This window comes from Streptomyces sp. WAC 04229 (assembly GCF_003947455.1).
GTDB lineage: Bacteria > Actinomycetota > Actinomycetes > Streptomycetales > Streptomycetaceae > Streptomyces.
In genome coordinates, this window is record NZ_QHJH01000173.1 from 1 (window position 1) to 15,306 (window position 15,306).

The following is a 15,306-nucleotide window of genomic DNA, read 5'->3' on the forward strand; positions in this document are numbered from 1 at the left end:
ACACGAAAAGCGGGGAAACGTAGTTTCGGCTTGGTCGGGGGGGCGGGGATGGGTAAAAAAGACAAGGCCGGAGGGCCCCCCCCCCCCCCCCCCGCGCAGGAGCCAAGAAGGCCCCCCCCGGGGCGGGCCGCGGGGCCGCGCTCTCGGGAGGATCCGCCATGACCGCCAGTACCGCCAGTCTGGAGCAGCTGCGCCGCTGCCACTTCGCCGTCGACCTGGGCGCGGCACGGACCCGCGTGTACGTGAAGGGTGCCGGGCTCGTCGTCGACCAGCCCTCCGCCGCAGCGGTCAACACCCGCACCGGCGCGCTCATCGCGGTCGGGGAGTTCGCGGAGAAGATGACCGGCCGTACCCCCGGCTACATCCGGGTCGTGCGGCCCGTGTCCGGCGGCACGGTCGTCGACATCGAGATGGCCCAGCGCATGCTGCGGCACCTGCTCGGCGACAAGATCCGCCGCACCCTGCGCCGCAAGCCCCGGCTGCGCGCGGCCGCCTGCACCCCGCACGACGCGGATCCGCTGGCGCAGCGGGCGGCGATCGAGACGCTGGTCGGACTCGGCGCGCGCCGCGTGGAACTGGTGGACACGCTGATCGCCGCGGCCGTCGGGTGCGGACTGCCGGTGGAGCAGCCGGAGGCGACCATGATCATGGTGTGCGGGGCGCACGCCACCCAGGTAGCGGTGCTCTCCCTCGGCTCGATCGTGACCGCCGCCCGCATCCCGGTCGGCGGCGAGGCCGTGGACCACGCGATCGTGCAGCTCCTGCGCCACCAGCACGAGCTGGTGCTGCCCAGCCAGTCCGTACGTCCGCTGCAACTGACCCTGTCCGGCAACGGGCTGACCCCGCAGGGACCGGCGTCCACCGAGATCCACGGCCGGGACGTGGCGACCGGCCTCGCGCGCTCGGTGCAGGTCGACACCGCGTCGGTGCGCAACGCCATCCAGACGCCGCTGACGGCCGTGCTCGACGGGATCGGACGGGTGCTGCGGGACTGCCCGCCGGACCTGGTCGCGGACCTCGCCGACCGGGGGATCATGATGGTCGGCGGCAGCGCGCTGCTGCCCGGCTTCGACCAGATGCTGCGTCAGGCCACGGGCATGCCGGTGCACATCGCGGAGCGGCCCGACGTGTGCGCGGTCCAGGGCCTCGGCAGCATGCTGGAGGGCCGGGTGGAGCCGATCTCGCTCCAGCCGGCCGCGGCCGACTGACCCGCCGCCGAGGGAGCCGAGCACGCCGAGGGACACGGACGGTATGACCGCGCGGCACGCGCCCCGACTGACCCGCCTCCTCGAAGCCGTCCTGGCGGTCGGCACCGACCTCGACCTGCGCAGCACCCTCCAGCACCTCGTGGACGGCGCCGCCGAACTGACCGGCGCCGACCGGGCGGCCCTGGCGATGCGCGACCCCGGCCGGGACGGTCTGGCCGAGATCCGCACCCCCGGCCCGGAGCCCGTGGCGGCGACCGCGCCCCGGCTGCGGGTGCCGGTCCACGTGCGCGACGAGGAGTTCGGCGAGCTGCGGCTGGTGGGCAGGCCGGACGCCGGACCCTTCACCGCCGAGGACGAGCAACTGGTGCGGGTGCTGGCGACACAGGCCGGCATCTCCATCGGCAACGCCCGGCTGTACGAGACGGCACGGCAGCGCGAGCGCTGGATCGAGGGCGCGGCGGCCGTCACCACGGCGCTGCTCACCGAGGAGGGTGCCGACGACGCGCTGACCACGGTCGCCGAGCGGGCCCGGCTGCTCGCCGACGCCTCCGCGGGCGTCATCCTCCACCCGACCGCCGAGGGCGGCATGGAGATCGTGACCGCGTCGACGCCCGACGACCCGGGCGGCATCGTCGGCGCCACCATCGCGCCGGGCAGCCCCGTCCTGGAGCAACTGCTCGGCGGCGAACCGGTCTTCCTCACCGACTCGGCGACCGATCCGCGGATGACGACGCCTGTACGGCACCGGTTCGGGCCGAGCATGATGCTGCCGCTGCAGGCGAACGGCCGGCTGATCGGCACCCTCGCCCTGCCCCGCCGGCGCGGCGAACGCCAGTACACGGACCTGGAGCGGCGGCTCGCCACCCAGTTCGCCTCGCAGGCCGCGCTCGCCCTGGTGCTGGCCGACGCACGGCGCGGGCGGGAGCGGCTGGCGGTCTTCGAGGACCGCGACCGCATCGCGCGGGACCTGCACGACCTGGTGGTGCAGCGGCTGTTCGCCACCGGGATGATGCTGGAGTCGACGGGGCGCCGGGGCGGCGCCCCGGACGTGCGGGACATCCTCGCGCGGGCGGCGGACGAGCTGCGGTCCACGGTTCAGGAGGTCCGTACGGCGATCTTCGCGCTCCAGCAGCCGCCGGCCGATCCGCCGACGGGTCTGCGCGGCCGGGTCCTGCGCGAGACCGCGTCCGCCGCCGCCCGGCTCGGCTTCGCCCCGTCCACCCACTTCAGGGGCGCCGTCGACACCCGCGTACCCGAACCGGTGGCCGGACATCTGCTCACCGCCCTGCGCCGCGCCCTGACCGAAGCGACGGCCCGCGCGGCCGTCTCCCGGGTCGAGGTCACCGTGGACGCGACCGGCGCGGCGGCGGACGGGGGCCGGGACGGCGTACGGCTGACGGTCTTCGACGACGGCGAGCGCGAGGAGGGCGCCGGGCGCCCGGCGGACGGCACGACGACGACCTGGTGGTCGCCGCTGTGACCGCGCGGCCCCGGGGCGCGGAGGCACTGCCTTTACCCTCTCTTCGGCCGCTCATTCCCCGGCGTCGGGTGTAGTCGGCCGTACGGCGGGCAGGCGCCACGACGAAGGGGACTGAGCGACGTCGCGGGCGTCCGCCAGGGCTGTCGGGGACCGACACGGACGGACAGGGCGGTGACATGACCTCCACGGCACCGCCGCGTCTGGCGGGGCGGCCGGCCTTTCTGGTCATCGACGGCAGGGTGGCCGCCGGGCGGGCGCTGCTCGTCGCGCGCGGCCGGCTGGTCCACGGGTGCACGGACATCCTGGCCGAGGCCCTGGCCGCGCTGCCGGCCGGCGTCTCCCGGCTCGACCTGGACATGGGCGACGTGGAGTTCATGGACCCGGGCGGGCTGCGCTTCCTCGACCTGCTGGGCGGCTACAGCCACCGGGAGGCGGTGCCGGCGACGACGGCGAACTGGCGGGGCCAGCCGCTGCGCGTCCTGGAGCTGGCCGGTCTGGACACCACCGACCCGCTGCGCACCACGACCGTCGCCGAGCGGCTGCACGTCCTGGAGGAGGAGGTCGACCAGCTGCGCCGCGCGATCGCCTCCCGTCCGGTCATCGACCAGGCGCGGGGCGTACTGATGGCCCTGCACACCTGCACCTCGGACGAGGCCTGGGACATCCTCCGGGAGGCCTCCCAGCTCTCCAACACCAAGCTGCGCGACATCGCCGCCGCGGTCACGGCGGGCGCCGAGAACGACGGCCCGCCGCCACCCCCGGAGGTACGGGCGGCCCTGCGCACGGCCCTGTCCAGGCTCGGCCGCTGACACCGGCCGGCTCCGAGACCGTGCCGGGGGAGCACCGGTCGAAGTCGGTGGGCCCTCCGGGAGAGGGAACCTCAAAGGGCGGGGCCGGCAGGCGGATCAGCTCTCGGTGAGCATGCCCTCGCGCAGCCGCGCCAGCAGGCGCGAGATGAGACGGGAGACGTGCATCTGGGACACGCCCAGGCGTTCGCCGATCTCCTTCTGCGTCAGCTCGTCGACGAAACGCCAGTGAATGATCTGCCGGTCGCGTTCGTCCAGCTCGGAGATCATCGGAGCGAGCGCGTGGAAGTCCTCGACCAGGCTGAGCGCGGTGTCATCGGCGCCTATGAAGTCCGCGAGGGCGGACTCGCCGTCCTCGCTGCCGTTGATGGCCGCGTCCAGGGACGACGAGTTGTAGCCGTTGGACGCCAGACGCGCCTCCACGACCTCGTCCTCGGGGAGGTTCATCAGCTCGGACAGTTCCTTGGTGGTGGGGGTGCGGCCCAGCCGGGTGCTCAGCTCCTCGGTTGCCCGGGCCAGCTGCATGCGCGCCTCCTGCAGGCGCCGGGGCACGTGCACGGCCCATGAGGTGTCCCGGAAGAACCGCTTCATCTCACCGACGATGTACGGCACGGAGAAGGAGGTGAACTCGACCTCGCGGGTCAGCTCGAACCGGTCGATGGCCTTGATCAGGCCGATCATGCCGACCTGGACGATGTCTTCCATCTCCTCCGGCCCGCGGCTGCGGAACCGGGCGGCCGCGAAGCGGACGAGGGACATGTTCATCTCGATCAGCGTGTTGCGTGCGTACTGGTAATCGGGCGTGCCCTCCTCCAGCTTCGAGAGCCGGTCGAAGAACAGCCGCGACAACTCCCGCGCGTCCTTGGGCGCCACCTTCGACGGGTCGCCGATGTCCGGCAACCCGGTGGAACGCTCGACAGTCTCTACGGTCGTCGTTGTCACGTCTTCCCTCCCGGTGAACCGCCCCTGTGGCCGTCGGCTCGCGCCGACGCAGCTGCGTCTGCCCTGTTCGTCGCCCCGCATGCCTCCGCCCTCCAATTTCGTTGGCGACGTCACGCATGCGCCGGCGCGGAGGACGAGAGAGTCGCCGGGGCGTACGCGTGCAGTGGTCCGGCGTGACGTGAACTCGGCGGAGGCGGGCATGCGGGGGTTCTCGGACGAGGAGGATGCCATGACCATGACCGGCCAGTCGCCGTCCAGCGCACCGCAGCCCGACTGCCCCTCTTGCCGTGAGCCGGGACATCAGACGGTCCCGGAACGTCGAGAGCCGGAACGAGAGCGCTTGAACCGCAGATGGAACGAGATCCTGCAGGAGACGCGGGTCGCGCAGACCGGTGTGCAGATTCTCTTCGGATTCCTGCTCAGCGTGGCCTTCACGCCGTACTTCCACAAACTGGAGACCTTCGATCACGTGGTGTACGTGATCACTGTGATACTCGGAGCCTCCGGTACGGGGGCGCTGATCGCGCCGGTGTCCATACACCGCCTCCTGTCCGGGCAACGCATGAAGGACCACATCGTCGAGGTCGCGGGCCGGCTGATGGTCTGCGGACTGGTGCTCCTCGCCTTGACGATCGGCGGCACGCTGCTGCTTCTCCTTCACGTCGTGGTGCCGGGCCTGCTCGCCGAATTGCTGGTCGGCGGCGTCATGTTGTGGTTCGCCTTGTGCTGGTACGGGCTGCCTGTCTGGCTCCGCCGACGCTCCGCCCGCGATGAGCGGGCATGAGAGGGAGGCACCCTTCAGCGCGTAGTGGCAGAGGCCGACGGGTTCCTGGTGGCCGTCGGCCCTCTCGTTCCGGCGCCGGTCCGCCGTGCCGCGTCCCCACCGCTGATCGCGCGTCAGGGCTGCGCCGTGGACGTGCCGGACACGGGCGGCACCCCCACCGGGGTCCTGCCCGAGATCGCCGCCCGCGCCACCGGTGGTGCGGGAGACTCCGTCCGGGCGATCTTCCGGCGCGTCACGGCCGGTCCGAGGCCGCCCGGCGGGGAGAATCGGCCGCGGGCCCGGTGCCGGCGTCCGACGCCGGACGCTCCGACGCAGGTCAGAACGATTTTGCCCGAGAGGGCAGGAGTGGGGCGGGTGGGACTCGAACCCACGGCCGACGGATTATGAGTCCGCTGCTCTAACCGGCTGAGCTACCGCCCCATAGCGGCGTGTCGCGTACAGGTGTGCGCGCCGTCTGCCGCAGCATAGCCGCTCATACGATCTCCTGCCTCGGATGGTCGGCTGCCGCGACGCCTTCATGACCTTGAGGACTCCGCGGCGTGCCGCGTGGTTCCCGGGACAGGGAAGGAGACATGAAAAAGGACCCCTGAGGGGCCCTCGTTCACCGTGCTCCCCCGACTGGACTCGAACCAGTAACCTGCCGGTTAACAGCCGGCTGCTCTGCCAATTGAGCTACGGAGGACCGAGCTCCCCGGACTGGACTCGAACCAGTAACCTGCCGGTTAACAGCCGGCTGCTCTGCCAATTGAGCTACCGAGGAAAGTCTCGTATCGCATCGAACGCCTCGACCTGGGTATTCGCCAGGGGGCGCGCGCTCGCTGCGACACATACATTAGCGCAAGCAGGGGGGTGCTCCGCCAATCGGTACTCTCCGGCACCTCGGAGCCAGCGAAGAGAAGGGTGGCAGCCATGCGTTACCGGCTCACGTTCGTCGTCGGACTGGCGGCGGGATACGTGCTCGGCACGAAGGCCGGGCGGGAGCGTTACGAGCAGTTGCGGAAGTCCGCGCGGCAGGTCGCGCAGAACCCGGCGGTGCGCAACACCGCCGAGTCGGCGGCCCAGCAGGGCCGGCACTTCGCGGACAGGGCGTACCACGTGGTGAGCGACAAGGTGGGTGACCGGATGCCCGACTCGGTGGCCCAGCGGGTCCGCTCCCTGCGGGAACGCAGCACGAACGGCACCGGCCCGGACGACTGGGGCACCAGCAACACCTGAGTCGCAAGCCCCCACCGGGTACGGCCACGCCTCCCGGTGCGGCAGAATTTCGGGCATGGGGATAGTCGCCGGGTTGGACAGTTCGCCCGATTTCACTCGTATCGTCGTCTGCGATTCGGAGACGGGCGCGGTGCTGCGCCAGGGCTACGCGCCGCACCCGCTGGAGAGCCCCGAGGGCGGGGGCCGGCCCGCGGACGTCGATCCGCAGGCCTGGCTGCTGTCCCTCGGGGAGGCGGCCGGCGGCGGACTGCTGGAGGGCGTGCAGGCCATCGGCGTGTCGGCGCAGGCCAACTCCGTGGTGCCGCTGGACGCGCAGGGCAACACCGTGCGCCCGGCCATGGTGGGCGGCGACAAGCGCGCGCAGGTGGCCGCGGCGGATCTGATCGACGGGCTCGGCGGCCGTGAGGCGTGGGCGCAGGCCGTGGGCTCGGTGCCGCAGGCCGCGCAGCCCGTGACGAAGCTGCGCTGGCTGGCGCGGAACGAGCCGGACGCCGCCGCGCGCACCGCCGTCCTGCTCCAGGCCCACGACTGGCTGGTGTGGCAGCTGCTCGGACGGCCGGTCCGGCGGACCACCGACCGGGGCGGGGCCTCCGGGACCGGCTACTGGTCGGCGGCGACCGGCGGTTACCGGCCCGACCTGGTCGAGCTGGCGCTCGGCCACCAGGTGATGCTGCCGGAGGTGATCGGCCCGGCCGAGGCCGCCGGCACGACACCGGAGGGGCTGCTGATCTCCGCCGGTACCGGCGAGACCCAGGCCGCCGCCTTCGGGCTCGGGATCGGGCTGGGCGACGCGGTGGTGTCGCTGGGCGCGTCCGGGTCCGTGATGGCCGTGCACACCGAGCCGCTCGTCGACCAGTCCGGGATGATCACCGCCCTCGCCGACGCCACCGGCATGCACCTGCCGGTCGTCACCACCCTGAACGCCGTACGGACCCTGCGCGGCGCCGCCGAGCTGCTCGGCGTGCCGGACCTGGAGAGCCTGTCCGAGCTGGCGATGAAGTCGACGCCCGGCGCGCACGGGCTGGTGCTGCTCCCCTACCTGGAAGGCGAGCGGACGCCGAACCTGCCGCACACCGCCGGCACCCTCGCCGGCCTCAGGCGCGAGTCGATGCGGCCGGAGCACCTGGCGCGGGCCGCGTTCGAGGGCATGCTGTGCGGTCTCGGCGACGCCCTCGACGTGCTGCGCGGCCGGGGCGTGGACGTGCGCCGGGTCTTCCTGCTGGGCGCGGCGGCCGAGCTGCCGGCCGTGCAGGCGGCGGCGCCCGCGCTGTTCGGGACGCAGGTCGTCGTGCCGCAGCCCGCGGACTACGCGGCGATCGGCTCGGCCCGGCAGGCGGCCTGGGCGCTGGGCGCCTCCCAGGGCACGCTGGACCCGCGCACCCCGCCCGTCTGGCAGGGCGCGGTGGCCCAGGTGCTGGAGCCGGGCGAGGAGCTGGCGGTGGGCCAGGCCGTGCGGCAGCAGTTCGTCTCGGTGCGCGAGCAGACCCACCCGGGCGCGCTGCGGACCTGACGCGCGGCGCGCTGCCGACCTGACGCCGGCGGTGGCGCTCGTAGGCCGGAATTTGCCGCGCTCTTGGGTTAATCGGTTGAGGTAACGCTGGTCGAGTGTCCGACGATAGGGGCCAGGGGCAACCACCTGCCTCCGTCGCCGACCCCGAGAGACCCAGCGTGCTCATACGACTTTTGCGGACCCATCTCCAGCCCTACCGAAAATCCATCGCCCTGCTGGTGACGCTGCAGTTCCTGCAGACCTGCGCGTCGCTGTACCTGCCGACCCTGAACGCGGACATCATCGACAACGGTGTCGTACAGGGGGACTCGGGCTACATCCTGAGCTACGGCGCCCTGATGATCGGCATCTCCCTGGCCCAGGTGGTGTGCAACATCGGCGCCGTCTACTACGGCGCGCGCACGGCCGCCGCCCTCGGCCGGGACGTGCGGGGTGCCGTCTTCGACCGGGTGCAGTCCTTCTCGGCGCGCGAGCTGGGCGGCTTCGGCGCGCCCTCGCTGATCACCCGGACGACCAACGACGTGCAGCAGGTCCAGATGCTGGCCCTGATGACGTTCACGCTGATGGTGTCGGCGCCCATCATGTGCGTCGGCGGCATCGTGATGGCGCTCGGTCTGGACGTGCCGCTGTCCGGGGTGCTGGTCGCGGTCGTGCCGGTGCTGGCGGTCTGCGTCACGCTGATCGTGCGGCGGCTGCGCCCGCTGTTCCGGGCGATGCAGGTGCGGCTGGACACCGTCAACCGGGTGCTGCGCGAGCAGATCACCGGCAACCGCGTGATCCGCGCCTTCGTGCGGGACGAGTACGAGCAGCAGCGCTTCCGGAAGGCCAACACCGACCTCACCGAGGTGGCGCTGGGCACCGGCAACCTGCTCGCGCTGATGTTCCCGGTGGTGATGACGGTGGTGAACCTGTCGTCGATCGCCGTGGTGTGGTTCGGCGCCCACCGGATCGACAGCGGCGGGATGCAGATCGGCGACCTGACCGCGTTCCTCGCCTATCTGATGCAGATCGTCATGTCCGTGATGATGGCCACCTTCATGTTCATGATGGTGCCGCGCGCGGAGGTGTGCGCCGAGCGCATCCAGGAGGTCCTGGACACCGAGAGCAGCGTGGTGCCGCCGGTGGCGCCGGTCACCGAGCTGCGCCGGCACGGGCATCTGGAGATCCGCGGCGCGGGCTTCCGCTACCCGGGGGCCGAGGAGCCGGTGCTCAGGAACATCGAGCTGGCCGCCAGGCCGGGCGAGACGACCGCCGTCATCGGCTCGACCGGCAGCGGAAAGTCGACCCTCCTCGGGCTGGTCCCCCGGCTCTTCGACGCCACCGACGGGGAGGTGCTGGTCGACGGGGTGGACGTACGGACCGTCGACCCGAAGGTGCTGGCCAAGATCGTGGGTCTGGTGCCGCAGAAGCCGTACCTCTTCGCGGGCACCGTGGCGACCAACCTGCGCTACGGGAATCCGGACGCCACGGACGAGGAGCTGTGGCACGCCCTGGAGGTGGCGCAGGCCAGGGAGTTCGTCTCCGAGCTGGAGGGCGGACTCGACGCGCCGGTCGCGCAGGGCGGCACCAACGTGTCGGGCGGCCAGCGGCAGCGGCTCGCCATCGCCCGGACGCTGGTCCAGCGTCCGGAGATCTACCTCTTCGACGACTCCTTCTCCGCGCTCGACTACGCCACCGACGCGGCGCTGCGGGCCGAGCTGGGCCGGGAGACGGCCGAGGCGACCGTGGTGATCGTCGCGCAGCGGGTGGCGACCATCCGGGACGCGGACCGGATCGTGGTGCTGGACGAGGGCCGGGTGGTCGGCGTCGGCCGGCACCACGAGCTGATGGCGGACAACGAGACCTACCGGGAGATCGTGCTCTCCCAGCTGACGGAAGCGGAGGCCGCCTGATGGCCGGACCGGCGGGTCGCATGATGGCCGGGGGCGGCCCCGACCAGCGTTCGATGGACTTCAAGGGGTCGGGCAAACGGCTCGTCGCCCGGTTCCGGCCGGAGCGGGCGACGCTGTTCACCCTGGTGGGCTGCATCGTCCTCAGCGTCGGCCTGAGCGTGGTCGGGCCGAAGATCCTCGGCCGGGCCACCGACCTGGTCTTCGCGGGCATCGTCGGGCGGGACATGCCGTCCGGGGCCACCAAGGAGCAGGTCCTGCGGTCCATGCGGGAGCGCGGGGACGGCCAGATCGCCGACATGCTCCGCAGCACCGACTTCACCCCGGGCCAGGGCATCGACTTCGACGCGGTGGGCCGGGTGCTGCTGCTGGCGCTGGCCGTGTTCGCGGTGGCCGGGCTGCTGATGGCGGTCGCCACCCGGCTGGTGAACCGGGCGGTCAACCGCACCATGTTCCGGCTGCGCGAGGACGTGCAGACGAAACTGTCGCGGCTGCCGCTGTCCTACTTCGACAAGCGGCAGCGCGGCGAGGTGCTCAGCCGTGCGACCAACGACATCGACAACATCGGGCAGACGCTCCAGCAGTCGATGGGCCAGCTGATCAACTCGCTGCTCACCATCATCGGCGTGCTGGCGATGATGTTCTACGTCTCCTGGATCCTCGCGCTGGTCGCGCTGGTGACCGTGCCGCTGTCGTTCGTGGTGGCCACCCGGGTGGGCAAGCGGTCGCAGCCGCAGTTCGTGCGGCAGTGGCGTACGACGGGGCAGCTGAACGCGCACATCGAGGAGATGTACACCGGGCACGCGCTGGTGAAGGTGTTCGGGCGGCAGGAGGAGTCGGCGAAGCAGTTCGCCGAGCAGAACGAGGAGCTGTACGAGGCCGGGTTCAGGGCGCAGTTCAACAGCGGCATCATGCAGCCGCTGATGATGTTCGTGTCCAACCTGAACTACGTGCTGGTGGCGGTGGTCGGCGGCCTGCGGGTGGCCTCGGGTTCGCTGTCCATCGGTGACGTGCAGGCCTTCATCCAGTACTCCCGGCAGTTCTCCATGCCGCTGACGCAGGTGGCGTCGATGGCGAACCTGGTGCAGTCGGGTGTGGCCTCGGCGGAGCGGGTCTTCGAGCTGCTGGACGCCGAGGAGCAGTCGGCGGACCCGATCCCGGGCACCCGGCCCGAGGACCTGCGCGGGCGGGTGGCGCTGGAGCAGGTGTCCTTCCGGTACGACCCGGACAAGCCGCTGATCGAGGACCTGTCGCTGAAGGTGGAGCCGGGTCACACCGTCGCCATCGTCGGACCGACGGGGGCCGGCAAGACGACCCTGGTCAACCTGCTGATGCGGTTCTACGAGGTGTCCGGCGGCCGGATCACGCTGGACGGCGTGGACATCGCGAAGATGTCCCGGGACGAGCTGCGGGCCGGCATCGGCATGGTGCTCCAGGACACCTGGCTGTTCGGCGGCACCATCGCGGAGAACATCGCGTACGGGGCGTCCCGGGAGGTCACGCGCGGGGAGATCGAGGAGGCGGCGCGGGCCGCGCACGCCGACCGGTTCGTGCGGACGCTGCCCGACGGCTACGACACCGTGATCGACGACGAGGGTTCGGGGGTGAGCGCCGGTGAGAAGCAGCTCATCACCATCGCGCGGGCGTTCCTGTCCGACCCGGTGATCCTCGTCCTCGACGAGGCGACGTCGTCCGTGGACACCCGTACCGAGGTGCTGATCCAGAAGGGGATGGCCAAGCTGGCGCACGGGCGGACCTCGTTCGTGATCGCGCACCGGCTGTCGACGATCCGGGACGCGGATACGATCCTGGTGATGGAGAACGGGTCGATCGTCGAGCAGGGCACGCACACGGCGCTGCTCGCGGCGGACGGGGCGTACGCACGGCTGTACCGGGCGCAGTTCGCGCAGGCGGTGGCCGAGGTGGAGTAGCCCGTCCGCCCCCGTCGGGGCTCCGTGGGCGTCGTCCGGATGAGATCTCCCCCCAGTCCCCTCATATTGGTAGGGAGCGGGACAATTCCCTTGTCCGGCCGACGCCCGCACACCGGAGCGAGGGGCCATGGCCACCACCACCGAGGGAACCGAGGGAGACGCCGGCCGTCCGGCCGGCCTGAAGGCCGACGCGATCGGCTTCGTCGACGCGCTGGTCATCGGACTCAACGCGACCTCACCGGCCTATTCGCTGGCGGCGGTCATCGGCCCGGTCGTCGCGCTGGTCGGGATCTACGCGCCCGGCGTGATGTTCGCGTCCTTCGTGCCGATGCTGCTGATCGCCTCCGCGTTCTACTACCTCAACAAGGTCGACCAGGACTGCGGGACGACCTTCTCGTGGGTCACCCGGGCCATGGGCCCGTGGTCCGGGTGGCTCGGCGGGTGGGCCATCGCCATGACCGGCGTGCTGGTCGTCGGCTCGCTCGCGGACGTCGCCGTCACCTTCGGACTGCTGACCGTGGGGCTGGACGGCTGGGCCGAGAACGAGGTCGTGCGGCAGTTGCTGACGGTGCTGGTCATCCTGGTGATGACCGGGGTGTGCGTAATCGGCACCGAGCTGTCGGCCCGGGTGCAGAACGTGCTGATCCTCGCGCAGGTCGCCTGTCTGCTCGCCTTCGCGGTGGTGGCGCTGTACCGGGTCTACGCGGGCACCGGCACCCTCGACTCGGTCAAACCCGCGGCCGACTGGATGAACCCCTTCGGCTCCGGGGGTGCGTCCCTGACGGCGGCGCTGCTGCTGGGGGTGTTCATCTACTGGGGCTGGGAATCGGCGGTCAACCTCACCGAGGAGATCAGGGACTCGGCGTCCGCCCCCGGCCGGGCCGCGGTGTGGTCGACGATCGTGCTGCTGGTGACGTACGTGGCGGTGGGTTTCGCGGTGGTGGCGTACGCCGGGCCGCTGTTCCTCTCCGAGAACGCCGGGGAGGAGGAGTTCGTCTTCGCCCTGCTGGCCGGCGAGGCCATGGGCGGCTGGGACTGGGTGGTGCTGCTCGCGGTGTCCACGTCCGCGCTGGCCTCGACCCAGACGACGATCATCCCCGCCTCGCGCACGGCGCTGTCCATGGCCCGCCGCCAGGCGCTGCCCGCCCGCTTCGGCCGCATCCACCCGCGCTACCGGACACCCGACGTGAGCACCTGGTGGGTGGCCGGGATCGCCATCGTCTGGTACCTCGTGGTCCGGCAGATCAGCGAGAACGCCCTCTTCGACTCGCTCACCGCGCTGTCGCTGCTGATCGCGTTCTACTACGCCCTGACGGGCATCGCCTGCGCGGTGTACTACCGGCGCCGGCTCACCGAGAGCCTGCGCAACCTGCTGCTGATCGGGGTGGGTCCGCTGGTCGGGGCGGGGCTGCTGATCTGGCTGCTGGTGGAGTCCGTGATCGACATGGCCGACCCCGCCAACTCCTACAGCGGGGTGTCCTGGCTGGGGCTCGGTCCCCCGCTGGTCATCGGCATCGGCATCGCCCTGGTCGGGGTGGTCGTGATGCTCGTGTGGCGGTTCGTGTCACCGGCGTTCTGGTCGGAGCGGCCCGGTGTGGCGGGCCCGGAGCCCCTGACGGACAAGGAGAGCTGAGATGTCGGTCGTCCTCGGATACGACGAGTCGGCCGGCGCGGTGCGCGCGCTGCGGGTCGCGGTGGAGGTGTCGGCCGCGTTCGGCGAGCCGCTGGTGCTCGTCTACGGTGCCGCGGCCCCCGGGTCCATGGGCGAGGAGTACGGCTCCCACCACGAGGCGCTGGTGGAGGCGGGGCGGACGGCGCTGCGCCATGCCGTGGAGGCTGCGGACGAGGCGGGGGTGCCGAGCACGGTCGAGATCATCGACGAGAAGCCCGCCCAGGCCCTGCTCACGGCGGCCGCCCGGCACGGGGCGCGGGTGATCGTGGTGGGCAGCTGGGGCGAGAGCCCGATGCGCGGGGCCCTGCTGGGCTCCACCCCGCACAAGCTGCTGCACCTGTCGACGGTCCCGGTGCTGTGCGTGCCGACGGAGGCGTGAGGGCCGCCGCGGTGGCCCGGCTCAGTCCAGGTAGCCGCGGAGCTGGTCCGCGTACGCGTGGTCGCGGAGTTTGTTGAGGGTCTTGGACTCGATCTGCCGTATCCGCTCCCGGGTCACGCCGAAGATGCGGCCTATCTCCTCCAGCGTGCGGGGCCGGCCGTCGGCCAGGCCGTAGCGGAGCTGGACGACCTTGCGCTCGCGCTCGCCGAGGGTGGAGAGGACCGCCTCCAGGTGCTGGCGCAGCAGCAGGAAGGCGGCCGACTCGACGGGGCTGGCGGCGTCGCCGTCCTCGATCAGGTCGCCGAGGGCGACGTCGTCCTCCTCGCCGACCGGGGCGTGCAGCGAGACCGGCTCCTGGGCGAGGCGCAGCACCTCGCCGACCCGCTCGGGGGCGAGGTCCAGGTGGTCGGCGACCTCCTGCGGCGTGGGCTCGTAGCCGCGTTCCTGGAGCATGCGGCGCTGGACGCGGACGACCCGGTTGATCAGCTCCACGACGTGGACCGGGACGCGGATGGTGCGGGCCTGGTCGGCCAGGGCGCGGGACATGGCCTGCCGGATCCACCAGGTGGCGTAGGTGGAGAACTTGTAGCCGCGGGCGTAGTCGAACTTCTCCACGGCCCGGATCAGCCCGAGGTTCCCCTCCTGGACCAGGTCGAGCATGGTCAGTCCGCGCCCGACGTACCGCTTCGCCACCGACACCACGAGCCGCAGGTTCGCCTCGATCAGGCGGCGCTTGGCGACCCGGCCCAGGACGACGATCCGGTCCAGGTCGAGGGCGAGGCTGCTGTCCAGATCGGGGGTGAGGCGCAGCTTCTCCTCGGCGAACAGCCCGGCCTCCACGCGCCGCGCCAGGTCGACCTCCTCGGCCGCGCTGAGCAGCGGGATCCGCCCGATCTCGCGGAGGTACTGCCGGAACAGGTCGGAGGAGGGCCCACCGGACTCGGTACGGGTGGGCGGCGGCGGTTCGACGGACCCGGCGGGCTCGGCGGGCTCGGCGGGCTCGGCGGGCTCGTTCTCCGGGGGCATGGCGACGAGGACCCCGCGCTCGGCGTCCGGCTCCGCGCCGTCGGTACTGGCGTCGGTCTGGGTGAGGGTCTGGGTCTGCACGGGGGCGACCTCCAGGATGGACGCGGCCGGCGGGGGCCGGCGGCGGTACTTCGGGGGGCGGAGTCGGCTCGCTCGCCGCCGTCCGCCCCGTACGCCGTGAAACGGAACCGCGGGAACCGGGGACCCGCCGGAACGGATCGGCCACACTCCGAGGACTCAGGCACCGCCCCCAGTGTGGGGTACGACACATCACCGCCACGAGGGGCGTGCGGTGACTTTTTGCGTCCGGGGGGTGACCGCCTGGTTACCCGGGGTCGGGACTAGAGGGCGGCGGCGCCGTGGACGCGGAGGTTCTGGTCGTACTGCTGGAGGATCCAGAGTTCGTTCTGGACGGCCGCCAGTTCGGCCGGGTCGCCGTGGCCGGAGAGGCGGGTGAGGCGGCC

Annotated in this window: 12 protein-coding genes and 3 tRNA genes; 10 read left to right on the forward strand and 5 right to left on the reverse strand. The window is 71.9% G+C overall.

Features of this window, described 5'->3' with window-relative positions:
- Nucleotides 1–158: 158 nt before the first annotated feature.
- The 3 genes from DMH12_RS30445 to DMH12_RS30455 all read left to right on the forward strand — a co-directional run bounded on the left by DMH12_RS30445 (nt 159) and on the right by DMH12_RS30455 (nt 3,497).
- Nucleotides 159–1,208 (forward strand): rod shape-determining protein, encoded by a 1,050-nt coding sequence (locus tag DMH12_RS30445; protein ID WP_125494646.1) that lies wholly within the window; start codon nt 159–161, stop codon nt 1,206–1,208.
- Between the two features lie 43 nt (nt 1,209–1,251).
- Nucleotides 1,252–2,688: a GAF domain-containing protein gene (locus tag DMH12_RS30450; protein ID WP_125494647.1), complete on the forward strand. Its 1,437-nt coding sequence runs from the start codon at nt 1,252–1,254 to the stop codon at nt 2,686–2,688.
- 176 nt (nt 2,689–2,864) lie between these two features.
- Nucleotides 2,865–3,497 (forward strand): ANTAR domain-containing protein, encoded by a 633-nt coding sequence (locus tag DMH12_RS30455; protein WP_125494648.1) that lies wholly within the window; start codon nt 2,865–2,867, stop codon nt 3,495–3,497.
- Nucleotides 3,498–3,593: 96 nt separating this feature from the next.
- On the opposite strand, the gene DMH12_RS30460 is transcribed toward DMH12_RS30455, so the two are convergent.
- Complete coding sequence (locus DMH12_RS30460) at nt 3,594–4,436, reverse strand: RNA polymerase sigma factor SigF (protein ID WP_125494649.1); 843 nt, start codon at nt 4,434–4,436, stop codon at nt 3,594–3,596.
- A gap of 235 nt (nt 4,437–4,671) precedes the next feature.
- Here DMH12_RS30460 and DMH12_RS30465 point away from each other — a divergent pair, with 235 nt between their 5' ends.
- Nucleotides 4,672–5,220, forward strand: a complete 549-nt coding sequence (locus DMH12_RS30465) for a DUF6328 family protein (protein ID WP_221763143.1) — start codon at nt 4,672–4,674, stop codon at nt 5,218–5,220.
- 346 nt (nt 5,221–5,566) lie between these two features.
- Here the strand turns inward: DMH12_RS30465 and DMH12_RS30470 are convergent.
- From DMH12_RS30470 to DMH12_RS30480, 3 genes are all read right to left on the reverse strand, one after another.
- Nucleotides 5,567–5,640 (reverse strand) — tRNA-Ile (locus DMH12_RS30470).
- A gap of 189 nt (nt 5,641–5,829) precedes the next feature.
- A tRNA-Asn gene (locus DMH12_RS30475) sits at nt 5,830–5,902 on the reverse strand.
- A 5-nt stretch (nt 5,903–5,907) separates the two neighbouring features.
- Nucleotides 5,908–5,980, reverse strand: a tRNA-Asn gene (locus DMH12_RS30480).
- 149 nt (nt 5,981–6,129) lie between these two features.
- Here DMH12_RS30480 and DMH12_RS30485 point away from each other — a divergent pair.
- From DMH12_RS30485 to DMH12_RS30510, 6 genes are all read left to right on the forward strand, one after another.
- Complete coding sequence (locus DMH12_RS30485; protein ID WP_122620255.1) at nt 6,130–6,435, forward strand: YtxH domain-containing protein; 306 nt, start codon at nt 6,130–6,132, stop codon at nt 6,433–6,435.
- Nucleotides 6,436–6,490: 55 nt separating this feature from the next.
- A complete protein-coding gene (locus DMH12_RS30490; protein ID WP_125494650.1) occupies nt 6,491–7,945 on the forward strand; it encodes an FGGY-family carbohydrate kinase in 1,455 nt (484 codons plus the stop codon).
- A 158-nt stretch (nt 7,946–8,103) separates the two neighbouring features.
- Nucleotides 8,104–9,837: an ABC transporter ATP-binding protein gene (locus DMH12_RS30495; protein WP_125494651.1), complete on the forward strand. Its 1,734-nt coding sequence runs from the start codon at nt 8,104–8,106 to the stop codon at nt 9,835–9,837.
- Entirely contained in the window at nt 9,837–11,765 is a 1,929-nt protein-coding gene (locus DMH12_RS30500) for an ABC transporter ATP-binding protein (protein ID WP_125494652.1), read from the forward strand. The genes DMH12_RS30495 and DMH12_RS30500 overlap by 1 nt, the downstream gene beginning before the upstream one ends.
- 127 nt (nt 11,766–11,892) lie before the next feature.
- Nucleotides 11,893–13,398: an APC family permease gene (locus DMH12_RS30505; protein ID WP_125494653.1), complete on the forward strand. Its 1,506-nt coding sequence runs from the start codon at nt 11,893–11,895 to the stop codon at nt 13,396–13,398.
- A gap of 1 nt (nt 13,399) precedes the next feature.
- A complete protein-coding gene (locus DMH12_RS30510) occupies nt 13,400–13,816 on the forward strand; it encodes a universal stress protein (RefSeq protein ID WP_125494654.1) in 417 nt (138 codons plus the stop codon).
- A gap of 21 nt (nt 13,817–13,837) precedes the next feature.
- Here the strand turns inward: DMH12_RS30510 and DMH12_RS30515 are convergent, their stop codons facing one another.
- On the reverse strand, nt 13,838–15,061 hold the full coding sequence (locus tag DMH12_RS30515; protein ID WP_125494655.1) for an RNA polymerase sigma factor: 1,224 nt from the start codon (nt 15,059–15,061) through the stop codon (nt 13,838–13,840).
- Nucleotides 15,062–15,306: the final 245 nt, after the last annotated feature.

Excerpts from the sequence above, each read along its gene's own strand:
- DMH12_RS30445 (WP_125494646.1), top strand. The coding sequence starts at position 159 with ATGACCGCCAGTACCGCCAGTCTGGAGCAGCTGCGCCGCTGCCACTTC.
- DMH12_RS30450 (WP_125494647.1), top strand. The coding sequence starts at position 1,252 with ATGACCGCGCGGCACGCGCCCCGACTGACCCGCCTCCTCGAAGCCGTC.
- DMH12_RS30455 (WP_125494648.1), top strand. The coding sequence starts at position 2,865 with ATGACCTCCACGGCACCGCCGCGTCTGGCGGGGCGGCCGGCCTTTCTG.
- DMH12_RS30465 (WP_221763143.1), top strand. The coding sequence starts at position 4,672 with ATGACCGGCCAGTCGCCGTCCAGCGCACCGCAGCCCGACTGCCCCTCT.
- DMH12_RS30485 (WP_122620255.1), top strand. The coding sequence starts at position 6,130 with ATGCGTTACCGGCTCACGTTCGTCGTCGGACTGGCGGCGGGATACGTG.
- DMH12_RS30490 (WP_125494650.1), top strand. The coding sequence starts at position 6,491 with ATGGGGATAGTCGCCGGGTTGGACAGTTCGCCCGATTTCACTCGTATC.
- DMH12_RS30500 (WP_125494652.1), top strand. The coding sequence starts at position 9,837 with ATGGCCGGACCGGCGGGTCGCATGATGGCCGGGGGCGGCCCCGACCAG.
- DMH12_RS30505 (WP_125494653.1), top strand. The coding sequence starts at position 11,893 with ATGGCCACCACCACCGAGGGAACCGAGGGAGACGCCGGCCGTCCGGCC.
- DMH12_RS30510 (WP_125494654.1), top strand. The coding sequence starts at position 13,400 with ATGTCGGTCGTCCTCGGATACGACGAGTCGGCCGGCGCGGTGCGCGCG.